The 14,140-nt window shown below is 34.2% G+C and carries 12 protein-coding genes; 6 read left to right on the top strand and 6 right to left on the bottom strand.

Annotated features, from left to right (window positions below):
- Nucleotides 1-86: 86 nt before the first annotated feature.
- The 5 genes from HGP29_RS23990 (at nucleotide 87) to HGP29_RS23970 (ending at nucleotide 5,519) form a co-directional block, all read left to right on the top strand.
- A complete protein-coding gene (locus HGP29_RS23990) occupies nucleotides 87-746 on the top strand; it encodes a hypothetical protein (RefSeq protein ID WP_168885000.1) in 660 nt (219 codons plus the stop codon).
- A gap of 3 nt (nucleotides 747-749) precedes the next feature.
- A complete protein-coding gene (locus HGP29_RS23985; RefSeq protein ID WP_168884999.1) occupies nucleotides 750-2,873 on the top strand; it encodes an NAD(P)-binding protein in 2,124 nt (707 codons plus the stop codon).
- Nucleotides 2,874-2,971: 98 nt separating this feature from the next.
- On the top strand, nucleotides 2,972-3,310 hold the full coding sequence (locus HGP29_RS23980) for a cupin domain-containing protein (RefSeq protein ID WP_168884998.1): 339 nt from the start codon (nucleotides 2,972-2,974) through the stop codon (nucleotides 3,308-3,310).
- 199 nt (nucleotides 3,311-3,509) lie between these two features.
- On the top strand, nucleotides 3,510-3,794 hold the full coding sequence (locus HGP29_RS23975; RefSeq protein WP_211093399.1) for a DUF4212 domain-containing protein: 285 nt from the start codon (nucleotides 3,510-3,512) through the stop codon (nucleotides 3,792-3,794).
- Between the two features lie 30 nt (nucleotides 3,795-3,824).
- Entirely contained in the window at nucleotides 3,825-5,519 is a 1,695-nt protein-coding gene (locus tag HGP29_RS23970; RefSeq protein WP_168884996.1) for a sodium:solute symporter family protein, read from the top strand.
- Nucleotides 5,520-5,589: 70 nt separating this feature from the next.
- Here HGP29_RS23970 and HGP29_RS23965 read toward each other — a convergent pair whose 3' ends face one another.
- From HGP29_RS23965 to HGP29_RS23945, 5 genes are all read right to left on the bottom strand, one after another.
- Entirely contained in the window at nucleotides 5,590-6,630 is a 1,041-nt protein-coding gene (locus HGP29_RS23965; protein WP_168884995.1) for an ArsO family NAD(P)H-dependent flavin-containing monooxygenase, read from the bottom strand.
- Between the two features lie 213 nt (nucleotides 6,631-6,843).
- On the bottom strand, nucleotides 6,844-8,601 hold the full coding sequence (locus HGP29_RS23960; RefSeq protein ID WP_168884994.1) for a cellulase family glycosylhydrolase: 1,758 nt from the start codon (nucleotides 8,599-8,601) through the stop codon (nucleotides 6,844-6,846).
- A 209-nt stretch (nucleotides 8,602-8,810) separates the two neighbouring features.
- Complete coding sequence (locus tag HGP29_RS23955) at nucleotides 8,811-8,972, bottom strand: hypothetical protein (RefSeq protein ID WP_168884993.1); 162 nt, start codon at nucleotides 8,970-8,972, stop codon at nucleotides 8,811-8,813.
- 6 nt (nucleotides 8,973-8,978) lie between these two features.
- Complete coding sequence (locus HGP29_RS23950) at nucleotides 8,979-9,446, bottom strand: DUF2490 domain-containing protein (RefSeq protein ID WP_168884992.1); 468 nt, start codon at nucleotides 9,444-9,446, stop codon at nucleotides 8,979-8,981.
- 354 nt (nucleotides 9,447-9,800) lie between these two features.
- The gene (locus tag HGP29_RS23945) at nucleotides 9,801-11,984 is read right to left on the bottom strand and encodes a ligand-binding sensor domain-containing protein (protein ID WP_168884991.1); all 2,184 of its coding nucleotides are present in this window, start codon (nucleotides 11,982-11,984) and stop codon (nucleotides 9,801-9,803) included.
- Nucleotides 11,985-12,122: 138 nt separating this feature from the next.
- On the opposite strand from HGP29_RS23945, the gene HGP29_RS23940 reads away from it, so the two are divergent.
- Nucleotides 12,123-13,286 (top strand): acyltransferase family protein, encoded by a 1,164-nt coding sequence (locus HGP29_RS23940; RefSeq protein WP_168884990.1) that lies wholly within the window; start codon nucleotides 12,123-12,125, stop codon nucleotides 13,284-13,286.
- A gap of 68 nt (nucleotides 13,287-13,354) precedes the next feature.
- On the opposite strand, the gene HGP29_RS23935 is transcribed toward HGP29_RS23940, so the two are convergent.
- Complete coding sequence (locus tag HGP29_RS23935) at nucleotides 13,355-13,756, bottom strand: tetratricopeptide repeat protein (RefSeq protein WP_168884989.1); 402 nt, start codon at nucleotides 13,754-13,756, stop codon at nucleotides 13,355-13,357.
- Nucleotides 13,757-14,140: the final 384 nt, after the last annotated feature.

Genomic DNA, 14,140 nt, shown 5'->3' with positions numbered 1-14,140 from the left:
AGAATTAATATTAGCGAAACGCTTTTTACGAAAAATATTAGTAATATTATACTAATTATCTAATCTGTTCTCAAGCTTTCTTAACAATGACAAGTAATTTTTTTGACGCAAACTATGCTACTATTGAATTTAAAGTATCACGACTTATTGACACTATTAAAGACCATCCTGAACGACGATTAAAAGCTAGAAAAGACTTTTATATTAAATATGGTTTTTCTAAGAAGTCAAATTACGGTTTTGGTAAATCTGAAATCGACTTTTTAGAGTGGGAAATTAAAAGAGGAGTACTAGACAAAAAGTATAATAATCATTGGTGGTACAACACCAATTTAAAGTACATCTATCTCTCTACTTTGGCTTCATATTATTATGAAAATGGACAAACGGATACTTCAAATTTAATTCCAGTACAAAAATGGATAGACTATTTTAATGCACCCAGTGCAATCACATGGTATCGAGCACATAATTCAACGATTTTGTTCGCATGTGATACCTATTCATCATTAATAGACAAAGAACCTTATCATGAACAAGTATTTATACAAGAGGTAATTAATAGGGTTTTATATATGGAGAAGGTCGTAGAAGGAAAATGCAAATACCTAGGATTTATTGGTAGATTTATTGCTGATCCTAAGTTCTCTGTGGTAGATAAACTTACAAAAGTAAAACAACTCTACCCTACTGCTTACCCTTTACATCAATCAAAACTAAACTTTAGCATTACAAACTTAATTTAGCAAATGAAAAAAATTGCAATATTCGGAGGTGGAATCGCCGGATTAACTACCGCATGGGAATTAACTAATCAGAAAGATTGGGAAAAAAAATACGATATAACGATTTACCAACAAGGATGGAGATGTGGTGGTAAAGCCTCTACTGGTATCAATGAACAGGGCAGAATTGAAGAAATTGGAATCCATATGTTCCAAGGTTGGTACCATAATGCTTTCCGTTTGGTTAAGGAAGTGTATTCTTATATCGAAGAAAATAAAATAAATGAGGATGGAGCATTTAAAAGTTGGAAAGATGCCTTTAAAGCCAATCCCGTTACCTCTTTGGTTGAGCCTAGTAAAGACGATAAATGGTTAGATTGGCCATTTGTCTTACCAGAAAATAACTTAGAGCCTGGGTCCATCGAAGATAAAGATATTTCGGTTTCTATTCAAGAGTTTATTGCATTAGGTTTAGAAACACTTTTGGGGTCTCCGTATCAGAAAAACAAAGCCGGAAAAGTCGCGTTCAAAAATCGAATGCTGAATAGACTTTTCTTTAAGCAGCATATCTCTAAAAGTGATGCTTGGTGGATGAAACGTATCATATCGATCTTCGAAAGTTTATCGAATGATATCACATCTAACCCAGATAATAAATCTGTAAAAAGGATCATAGCCTCTTCCGAAAGAGTCATTAAGCTATTAAAAAGTAATGTCATAGCTAATGCTCTAGATAAAAGTAATGCTTTAAGACGAATTCGAGAGTTATTAATTTTAGTATTAGTTTCCCTAAAAGGCGTTTTCTCTGATGTATATGAGGAGACAGAATTCAATTGGAGTAATATTAACCATTACGACTTTTCTGAATGGTTAAGCAAGCACGGAGCTGACGATCAGATTATCAATTCATCCATTGTGAGGTTTCTCTATAAAGGAACATTCTCTAACATGTTAAATGGTGAAAAGGGTAAAGTGGCAGCAGATATTGCTATCAATATGATGCTTATGATCCCTAGCTATAAAGGCAGCTTTGTATGGAACTTAGTCGGTGGAACAGGCGGGTCGTTTATTGCACCTTTGTTTGTTGCACTTAGACATAAAGGAATCAAGTTTAAATTCTTCCATCAATTGAATCAAGTGAATTATTCTGATGGAAAAGAAATTGAATCGATCAAGCTAGATAGACAAGTTGATCTTCAAGAAAATATTAAAGAATATAACCCTATTGTCAAACAAAAAGGAGTTTTTCAATGGAGAACTACTCCCGATTTAAACCAAATTAATCCAATACAAGCGAAGCAAATTGAAGAAGGAAAAGTAAACCTTGAATCGCATTGGTCTGAATGGAAAAATGTAGATTCCTTACAACTTTCTAAAGGTGTTGATTTTGACATCGCTGTGTTGGCCACTTCCATTAAGCCACTGAAATATATATGTAAAGATATAGTAGAAAGTAAGCAAGAGTGGAAAAATATGGTAGAAAATGTGGAAGCATCTGCTACTGCAAATGTTCAATTCTGGCTGAAAAAAGACGATCAGGAATTGGGTATGGATCTAGGTGAATGGGGCATGAAAGAAAAGTCTTATGCTAATACTGTCATCTATGATGATCCTTTGTATTCATGGACAACAATGACCTTCGTTTCTCCTTATGAAAAATGGCAAAAAGGAAACGAGGCGAAGCAAATTAGCTATTGGTGTGGTACTTGGCCGAACCATCTGACTGATTTTGATAAAAGTAAAACGTCCTACCCTGCTGATCAGATCACATTATTAAAAAAGGTTGCAAAGGAGTACATGAATAAAAACATGGGTTGGATATGGCCAAATGCAGTCAAAGACAATCAATTTGATTATGCTCTACTTTGTGACTCACAAGAAGAAGAAACCTTGGAGGAAAAATTCAACAATCAGTTTTTCCTTACAAATATAGACCCTTCAATGCATTATGTAATTGCAAGGCCAGGAAGTAATAAATACCGTTTAAAAGCAGATGAAACTGGTTATGATAACCTTTATTTCTCTGGTGATTGGATTAATTTTGGTCTCAATGTAGGATATATGGAAGGGACCGTAATTGCTGGAAAACAGGCAGCTAAATGTATTTCAAATGCTATTTCAGTGTCTAAAGATATTGTTAAGAAATAGGTGGCAAAGCTTTGATAAAAACTCAGCTCTAAACCTGATTTATATCAAGAAATATTGCTATATGTGGTCTTAACTTTGTAAAAACAAAGAGAACGAAAATGAAAAAATCTAACATTTATCAAGACCTACAATACAGTGATGTCAAACCTATGATCTCTGTACTTTTCGAAACAGAATTTACAAAAGAGATTAGAATAGCCATGAAAGAAGGATCGGTGATGAAAGAACATAAAGCACCTACTCCTATCGTTATCGAAATGGTAAAAGGTAATATCGACTTTGGAGTAAATAATGAAATTCTTCATCTAGCCGAAGGAGATTTACTTACTTTAGATGGCCATGTTCCACATGATTTAAAAGCAACAAAAGATAGTATCGTAAGGCTAACACTCACAAAATACGACGATAGTAATAGAGTCAAGAATGTAGCTAAGTAATAGCAATTAAATGCCGCTAATGTCAACCATTGGTGGCATTTATTTTTTTATATAATTATGTGTATCAAATAAATACAAGAACACTCCATCTATTTAAGTAATCTTCCATTTTCTTTGAAAGTATTCTATAGTTTATGTAATTTTCTATGATGAATTATTACAAATTAGACTATTTTTTATGAATGAACTAAAAGAAGAAATGATTCCAACAAGTGAAAACAAAGAGACTAACATTGCTCGTAAAAAGTACTGGAAAACTAACTTAAAATACCTCGGTGCTTTGTTGAGTATATGGTTTCTCTGTTCATTCGGAGCAGGAATACTATTTCGAGACACATTGAATGAAATCCGAATCGGCGGATTTAAACTCGGTTTCTGGTTTGCTCAACAAGGAGCTATTTACATTTTCACCATTCTCATTATAGCTTACATCTTTTTAATGAATAAGCTAGACAAAAAATATGATGTAGAAGACGACAACTAAAACACTTAAAACTTAACTAAATTCTCTCTCATGAATGTTCAAACTTGGACTTACCTCATTGTAGGTATTACCTTCTTAATATATATCGGCATTGCTATCTGGTCTAGAGCCGGATCTACTAAAGAATTTTATGTAGCTGGTGGCGGAGTATCTCCGTTCGCTAATGGTATGGCTACTGCTGCAGATTGGATGTCTGCTGCATCATTTATCTCCATGGCTGGCCTTATCTCGTTTATGGGGTATGATGGTGGGGTTTATCTAATGGGATGGACAGGAGGATATGTTCTTCTTGCTCTACTATTGGCTCCTTACTTAAGGAAGTTCGGGAAGTTTACCGTTCCTGATTTTATTGGTGATCGATACTATTCCCAAACAGCAAGAACAGTCGCCATATTTGCTGCCTTAATCGTTTCCTTCACATATGTTGCAGGTCAAATGAGAGGTGTGGGGGTAGTATTTTCCCGCTTTTTAGAAGTAGACATTAATACAGGTGTTATAATTGGAATGGCACTAGTCTTTATCTATGCTGTTTTAGGTGGTATGAAAGGGATCACTTATACACAAGTAGCACAGTACTGTATTCTGATTTTTGCCTTTATGGTACCTGCAATTTTTATCTCAATTCAACTAACAGGAAATCCTATTCCTCAATTAGGTTTTGGGGATACCCTAGCCAACTCTGATACTTACCTATTAGACAAACTCGATCAGCTTTCTGTTGATTTAGGTTTTAGTACCTATACCGAAGGTCAAAAGTCTATGATTGATGTCTTCTGTATTACTGCTGCTTTGATGTTAGGAACTGCAGGTCTTCCCCATGTAATTGTTCGCTTTTTTACCGTTCCAAAAGTAAAAGATGCTCGGTCTTCAGCTGGTTATGCTTTAGCGTTTATTGCTATTTTATACACAACTGCTCCAGCAATCTCTGCTTTTGCAAGAGTAAATTTAATCGAAACAGTAAGCGAAAGGAGGTATGATGCTATGCCCGAATGGTTTAACAAATGGGAAACCACCGGATTAATTGCTTTCAATGACAAAAATAACGATGGTAAAATTCAGTATGTAAGTGATGTGGCTAAAAATGAATTACAAATAGATCGAGATATAATTGTATTGGCCAATCCAGAAATTGCCAACCTTCCCAACTGGGTCATTGCTTTAGTCGCTGCAGGAGCATTAGCTGCAGCATTATCTACCGCTGCAGGTTTATTATTAGTCATTTCAGCATCTGTATCACATGATTTACTAAAGAAACAACTGATGCCAAATATATCCGAAAAAGGAGAACTGATCGCTGCAAGAGCGGCGGCGGCATGTGCAGTGGTTGTTGCGGGGTACTTTGGTATTAACCCTCCTGGTTTTGTCGCGGCAGTTGTTGCATTGGCATTTGGACTAGCGGCTGCATCATTTTTCCCTGCTATTATCCTTGGAATTTTCTACAAAAGGATGAACAAGGAAGGTGCAATCAGTGGAATGATAGCCGGTCTAGGAAGTATGATCTTCTATATTCTACGTTTTAAATTCAATACATTTGGAGACACAACTCCTGAAGATTGGTGGTTCGGTATTTCACCCGAAGGTTTTGGTACAATTGCAATGATCATCAATGTGATTGTTTCAGTCATTGTTGCTCAGTTTACAGCAACACCACCTGAAGAAGTCACAGATATGGTAGAGGAAATACGCTACCCTAAAGGGGCTTCTAAAGAAGTTGTGATGCATTAATAGAATTTAGTGTATATGATAAACGCCCATGTTTTATTCATGGGCGTTTTTTATGCTATATATTTTTTTATCATTTATCTAAATAATTCGCTATTTTCTGAGCTGTATCTCTAGCTGTTTTCCCCACACCATAAATTGTAGCCGATGCATAACCAGTCCAGTTTCCTAAACCGACTAAGTATAAACCTTTTTGTTTTATTGATTCTGTCTCATTTGTAGCTATTTTATTATCCTCAATGACATCTAATGAAGATAATAAGCTTAGGTCAGGTTTAAATCCAGTGGAATAAATAACAGCATCAAATTTTTCTTCTTCACCATTTCCCCAGATCACACCATCCTCAGTAAATTCGAAATCAGATTTTCTTGCGTGTAATACATCTCGTTCCCTTGCTTCCTTTACAGGGGCTACCATTACAATCTTACCTAAATCATCCTTTAAACTAACATCCGTTTTACCGTTTAGATAAGCTTCATTAGAACGAGTAAATAAATACCTCCCATCTTGATCATCTGGTAAGAATTGAGGCTCTTGTAATGTTGCCCAAACTGTTTCCGTATGTTCAGATACCTCTGCTAAAATCTGTGCACCCGAGTTACCTCCACCGAGAATTAATGTTTTCTTTCCTACAAAATCATTTGGGGTTCTATAGTCTAAAGAGTGCATTTGAATGCCTTTATATTGGTCCTTATTTTTAATATTAGGTATCTCTGGTATATTGTTAGCACCTGTAGCCACCACAACAGCCTTTGCCATAAAATCACCTTTATTTGAAGATATCTTATATATACCATCTTCAAACTTTACTTTGTCAACCTCAACAGGCCTTTCAACATTTAATTCATAACGAGATTCATACTTTGTGTAATAATCAATCACCTCATCTTTAGGAGCGTACACTTCTTTATTTTTAGGAAATTGCCACCCCGATAATGATGAATATTCTCTTGGAGAAAATAAATGCAGAGAATCCCATACTTGGTTCCATCTACCTCCTGGAGTTTCCTGGCTATCGAGAATTAAGTAATCAAGTTTATATCTTCTTAAAAAATAAGCTACTGATATTCCCGCTTGGCCTCCACCAATAATTATTACATCGTATGTTTTCATTCTTTATATGTCTAAAGGTTATTGAAGTGTATCACAATTAATGTGTCAACTAAGCTAGTTAAAGTCACATTTTATGGGATGTATTTTTGCATAACGATAATCCTTCTTAGAAGTTAAGAAAATCAAGTGTATAAACATTCAAAATAAGACTAAAAAAGCTCCTATTATACTGGTTTAGTACAATAGGAGCTTTATTATGAAACGGTAGGTTGATTATAATTCTTTGGCTTTTTTAATCACAAAATCTTTCAGGTGAATTCCCCCTTTTTTGATTTTAAATACGAGTTCATTGTTTCCTTCTGAGAGACTGATATTCTTCATTTCAACTGTTCTCCAATCAAATGGTTTTCCATTCTTAGGTAAGATCGCCTCACCTAATACTATATGGTTTTTAGTCAACTCTAAAGCTCCATCATGTTCTTCTGCTGAATAATTAACCTCTATCGAATAAACCCCTGAAGATGCTATTTGAATCGTATATTTTAACCACTCTCCATCTTCTGTCCAACCAACATAAGTGGCATCATTCTCTATTCCAATGTCTACACCGTCATTTCTGTAAGAGTATCCGCTGTTCCAAACTGCTCGTTCCTTGTGAGTATCTACATGGTAGTCTGCTGAAACATGATCAAAATAGGCATATCGATTTCTCCCCATATCATAATCAGCAAACAAAATTGGTGTATTGATTTTATGGGAGGTATAAGGTGATGTTAAGTTAGTTGTAGACTGTCCCATCATTGCATAAATAACATCTGGTGCTACTATACAGTTTTCATTCTTATGACTCTCCATATACTCCATTACGGCATTGTATGTCTCTTTTTTAGATAAGTCCTCCCCTTTTTCCCAAGCTGCTAAAAGGTCTTTATAGGATTGAGGGGTATCAACTTTCAAAATATTGTTTACTCTGCTTTTCTTCACTGGCCACCAAGACCAACCAATATTATTAAATTCAAATAGAGCAATACAATCTGAAAACCATGTATTAGAGTTTTCACCCGCTTCACTCATCCAAAGAGGTAACTGAAATTTTTCTCTCATCTCTAACCACCCTTGAACTGATACATCACTATTGTAATTCCAATACTTATGGAAAGTAATCACCATATTATCATCTACATCTTTCAAAGAATGGTTCTCAAAACCTGCATAAGTATTACCCCAACAGTTACCTGAAACATATACAATATGATTTTGATCTACAGTTCTAATCGCCTGAATTAAACGCTCATGTAGATCCCATATTTGATCATTTTCAGAACAGCCACATCCATTAGCTGAACCACTACCATTAAAACCCCAATTGGGTTCATTGATTAAATCATAACCTCCAATCCAGATATTATCCTTGTATCTGTCTGCAAGTTTTATCCATAAAGCAGTGAGTTTATCTTGATTTTCTTTGCTTTCCCATAATGAAGGTTTATCTGTATCATAATCAGAGATATTAGCATCTTTTCCTTGTCCACCAGGAGCTCCATGCATATCTAAAATTAGATACATTTCATTGGCTTCACACCACTCCAATAATTGGTCAGTCATTGCAAAGCCCTTATCCAACCAAGTATTGGTCAGTGTCCCTTTTACCTCCTTCTCTTCTTCAATAGGTAAAGTAAACCATTTATAATGTAGGGCAACTCTTACACTATTGAAACCCCAAGCTTTCATGGAGTCTAGGTCCGCTTTTGTAAAATGGTTTTCCAACCAAGCATCATAAAACTTCGCCGTTTTTCTCTTACCGATTTGCTCTTCAAGTTTTTCTCGAAATTGAGTATGGGTATTGATATTCGCTCCTGTAGACTGCATCATATACCCTTCTTGAATCATCCAATTTCCGGTACCGATACTTCTCAATAATACATTTCCTTCATCATTGATAATATTCGTTCTTTCAGTTCTTAAAAAACCTTGAGACCATGCTAATTGACAATAGGTGAGTAAAGACAAAAGGATAATAATTCGTTTCATTTAAATATATTTTGTTTGATCACATTTAGTAGGTCCAAATTACAAAAAAAATGAGGGCTTAAACCTTAGTTAACAGTGTTTAAGTAATAATAATGTACAATTAGTTCCATAATCTGAATACAGTGTTTCATTTATAGAAAAATGTTATTTACTGTAATAAAAAAGAAAAAGGCCAATCACTTTCAATTGAAAATAACTGGCCTGTTTATCTATAATGTTAAGTACAAACTATACCTAAATACATTACTGTAGTCTTCCTGATCCCATGTCCACATATGCCCTACCGTAATCGCAGCTTTTTTAGATAACACATATCCCAAAGCATTATATATCCTCAGGTCTTCTAAAGCTGAAGCATGCTGATCATACAAGAACAACTACTCTATACTCGGCACAAAATAAACAGTACCTACCTCCATTTCTCTTGTATTGAGCGGGATATATGCATAAGGTTTATATCTGTACCTATTCCATGTAGCACCTTCAAACCAAACATGTTCTAAACGCACTTGATGGTGCATTTCAATTCTTCCTATTTTATGGGTATACAAATACTGGTGCCATATCCTATATTCAATGGCCGTTTCTTTTTCAGTATTAAACTTAGCAATTACGGCAGGTCCAACAACAATGCTGAAATTCTTAGCTACCGCATACTGAAGTCCCATTCTATTGTAAGATTTATATAACTCTGTATTATTAAATCTGATATGGTGTTCCGCATAATAACTAAAACGGTCACTCATTCTAGCCTTGAAGTACAATGCTCCCCACTGCCCTTGATCTTGTGCAAATGACAATAAAGATAAAAACATCAAGGTCAATACTAATACTATCTTTTTCATATTGATCTGTATTTTTCTTGGTCACATCCATCTACACTTAAAAAATGATTTGATTAGATCATCAACAGTAAATCACTACTACAAAAAAAGTTGTATAGATGAAGTGCATGTCTACATACGGGAGTAGTTCATAGTGTACCGTCAAAATACAGGTTTAGAAATATGTAATCTGATTGTAATTTTAAATTCTTCAATCAGAATTATAAAGAAATAGTTAGTTTGAATTGCAAAAGTTTAAACCCCTATTGTAAGCATTTTTGATTAACACCGAACAAAAAAGACTACCCCAAGTGCATGAGGTAGTCTTCATCATTTTATTCACAACTTAACTTACAAAGTGTAAGACAGTTGATCTTAGTTCGCTTGATTCACATCAAAAACAACTACTTGTTCTGGGAAATAATAAGTGTGATCAATTTCCTCTAATAAATAGTCTTTTGGCGTTTTCTTAGCCTCAGCTGCCGCTGCCGCCGCTTGATCTGTCGGTGTTGCAACTACAGGCTTTAATGGCTCACCCGCTACTACATTCACTCTTCCTTTTTTGTCATTGAAAAGAGTGAAAACTTCTGGTGCACAATAATATTGTTTCATATCAATAATATTCCAATCACTACCTGTAAAATACGCTACTTTATTCTTATCAGTGATCACCCAAAGTTGATTTTTTTGATCGAAAATAGCTGCCTTCATAAATACAGAATTATTCTCCTCTCCATACTTTTTCGTTAGCTCCGCTTTTAAACTTTCAAAATCTATTTCTTTAGTTGCTGTTTCACCACTAATTGCAAACGTACCTTTTGATCCTACAGCTACACTTCGTCCTGTATTGTCTTTAATAGAAAAATGAGAAATGTAGTTTGCTGAATTTTCATTTTCAAGATTAGATACCTGACCATCTTTATCAAAAACAGCAACACCTTTTGAATGACTTACCCAAAGTTTACCCTGAGTATCAGCTCTAAATTCAAAAAGACCATATCCAGTACCAATACCTGTTTGCTTCTTAGTATAATATTTCGGTTCCCCGTTAATTGGGCTAAACGCAAAGCCTTTATTCGTAGCCAACCAATACGCCTGATTTTGGGAATCAAAGGTCACTCTTTTGATGGTTTTTCCTCCTAACTTCTTATCTAATGAGAACGCTAATTTTTCTTTTGAACCATCCGCTTTTAGAACAAATGTTTGCTTACGGGTTGGTGTTGAAATGTATATATTTCCAGATACTTCATCAATTGTCCAGCTATTTGGATAAATCATATAATCCGGATAACTGAAACCAAGTTCTTTTCCAATCTCTTCGATACTATATGAAGCTACTTGACCATCTTTAGAGATTTTATTAATCGTTTTTCCATCTAAAGATAATAATGAAAGGTTACCTGCTTGGTCTACTAAAGATGACTTTCCTACATAGCTTTTGTAATCATCATTATCTTGAGTCATTGAGTTCATCAACGTAACTCCTCCTCCAATTTCTTTTAAATTAGGATACTCAAGAATCACTAAAGAACCATTACTTTCGAACTGATATTTCAATAAATCAAACTCAAAATCCATTTTATATTTTGATGCACTGATCACAAAACGATCCTTATCATCAACCTCAATTTCTTGTATTGATCGAGATGCTGATTCATCCCCTACAATGGCTGACTCATTCTTAGGAAATACCTTTTCTAGTTTATTCGTATTTGTATTATATGCTCCTACTGATCCAGAAGTAAAATCAATCAGTGCAATCCCTTTAGAATTTATAGAAAATTCAGCAATTCTAGTCTTCTCGTTACCCACTGAAAACTCTTCCTTCAACTGGCCATCAGCATAAGTATATACCTTATTCTTGCCTGTTACCCAAACTCTACCATCTTTTCCTTTAAATACATCTGATACCGTTTTACTATCAGGTAATTCTAAGACATCGAATTGGGTTCCATCATAATGAGAAAAACGATATTCATATTTAGTTGAACCATCACGTTCAATTGGCTTAATAAGAATACAAACGAACCCATTCTCCACACCAACCATTTTGTGAGGATGGAAGTTTTTGTAGTCAGATGGCTTGTCAATAGGCTCAAGCTTTTTGGTTGTCTTATTGAACTTATGAAGTTCATCCTTTTTACCAATTGTGTTGAACTCTTTGCTTCTGACATAGATAGCGTAAAAATCGCCTTTACCATCAAAGGCTCCCGTAGTTAAGTTTTGGAAAACAAAATCAGAACCATCAGCAACGGCAGAAAACTTCAATGCTTCCAATACTGCACTTTCTGCATCAAAAGATGTAACTGGTTTGATCTTTCCATCCTTTAAAATAAAAGACTTGTTGTCTTTCTTTGACGACATTAGAACACTGCCATCATCTAGTTTCACCATACTTACAATCGAAGATAGTGACGGGTTTTCTACTTTAGTAGAGTACTCTCCACTTACATACTGGAAATCTTGATCATAGATTTCTACTTTTTGGGAAGATTGGGCATGAGCGTAGAAGGACATGGCACTTGTGGCCATACAAGCTAAAAATAGTTTACTGTTCATTTTAATTATAGTTTACTGTGGGCTGATGGAATGATTTATAATAAAAATTTAATTATTTATTTGAATATAGATTAAAGAATACATCAGCCTTATTTAAGTTTACTTAGCCAAATATATCAAATACTTAAACAAATGAAAATGAAAACAGGATTAACTATCAATACTAACGCAACAAATTCGAAAAATACTGATCCACTAAAAGTCAGCTACTTAAGTTCTCTTACTCCACTTCGAGGAATTGCTGCACTATGGGTTGTATTATTCCACATAGACGTTAGTACTTATTACAGAGACCTTGGAGGTATCTTACCAAGAGCAGCTACAGGAATATTTTCTAAAGGCTATTTATGGGTCGATTTCTTCTTTCTATTGAGTGGTTTTATCATTTACCATGTCTATGGTCAACTTTTCAAAGAAAATGGCTACAGTATACAAAATATTAAGTCATTTCTATGGAGTAGGTTTACTCGTCTTTACCCTCTACATTTTTTTACACTAATTTTGTTGATTATTACAGTTCCTATTATTGGAAAAACCTATCCACAATTACAAGATGATAGTTGGCACCTTTACTTCTCAAACACAGCTTTATTCAGTCAGTTTTTTATGACTAATGCAATGAATTTTTATCATTTCTTATCTTGGAATATGCCATCATGGTCTATTGGTGCGGAATGGTGGACTTATTGTTTTGCGATCCTTGTACTTCCTATAATTGGTCATTCGAAACGGTACTTGATTTACATTAAGCTATTCGTGTTGTTTGGTTGTATATCGTTATTGGTCAATTTTCACCCTAATCACAATTTGGATATCACTTGGGATTATGGTTTTATACGCTGTATTTTTCAGTTTTTCATTGGAATTAACCTATACCTCTTATTTCAAATGAATTGGAATAATAATATTCTACAGAAAGATATTACTTGTATTCTACTATTTGTCTTTATCAGTATTGGCTTCCATTACAAAATACATGATCTAGTTTTTATTCCATTGTTCTCCTTATTTTTATTAGCCGTAGCTTATAATAATTCTAGTATCAAATCAATTTTAGAAAAACGCTATATCAAATACCTTGGAGATATTTCTTATTCTATTTACTTGATGCATGGATTAGTTTTTTTCTTTTTCTGGTTTCAATTTCCAAGCTGGAAACAAAACTATGGATGGGATCGACTACCTTCAAATTTGTACCTTCTTTATATCATTACCTTTCTTAGTATCACTGTTTTACTATCCGCACTAAGTCATAGATATATTGAGGTAGGTTGCCGAAATTTATTACGAAAATTGAAATAAAAGAAAGCCCTTTAATGCTACTTATTTCGCATTAAAGGGCCAATATATCTAACTAACTACTGTGAAGTCTATTTTAATATTTTAGCGTAAACTTTAATTTTTCTTTGAAGTCTATCTTTTGCTATTTTATCGATCTCTGTGACATTAATTTCTAAGGCTTTCATATAAAGATTTAGTGCTTGACTATGTTCACCTATTCTTAAGTAATAGTCTCCTAATACCTCTAATGTCTTATGGTTTTTATCTAATGCTATTGCATGATCAATCCATTCTTTTGCTAATTCTAAATCTGCATTCCAGTTGATTGAATACAAAGCAGCTTTAGTATAGGTTTCCCAATCATTAACGTCTGCTTCTTTTACCATTTTAACTAATTTCGCCGATTCAGAATTTTTTGATTCTTCAGGAATTTCAGCAAAAACGTTCATTGCAAATACTGAGATAAAAAGAGAGATAAATAAAGTTTTCATAATAAATAATGTAAGTAAGTATAATTAATTTGAACACTAGTAATATGCCATAGTGTATTCCAATCGTATGCCAAAAAATCACAACACACTGTTTATCAATCAACTAAAGTGTATTAGATGATTAGTACACTAATATATAATGTTCGGTTGTGAACATATGTTTACAGTTTTGGTACACTATTATTATTTTTTACTTGAGGCAAACAGTTCAAGTGGTTTCTTCTCACTAATTAAATCTGAAACGTTGAAAAAATTCTTGATATACAAAAAAAGGTTAGCTAACATCTTGTGTTAACTAACCTTCTATATTTAGTGAATGTGGCGCCGACTTACTCTCCCGGGGGTTAACCCAGTACCATCAGCACTGTAGGGCTTAACTGCTCT

Origin of the sequence: Flammeovirga agarivorans, from assembly GCF_012641475.1 — a bacterium.
Classification (GTDB): Bacteria; Bacteroidota; Bacteroidia; order Cytophagales; family Flammeovirgaceae; genus Flammeovirga; species Flammeovirga agarivorans.
Note: the sequence above shows the minus strand (reverse complement) of the source record. Positions and strands in the feature narration are given on the sequence as shown.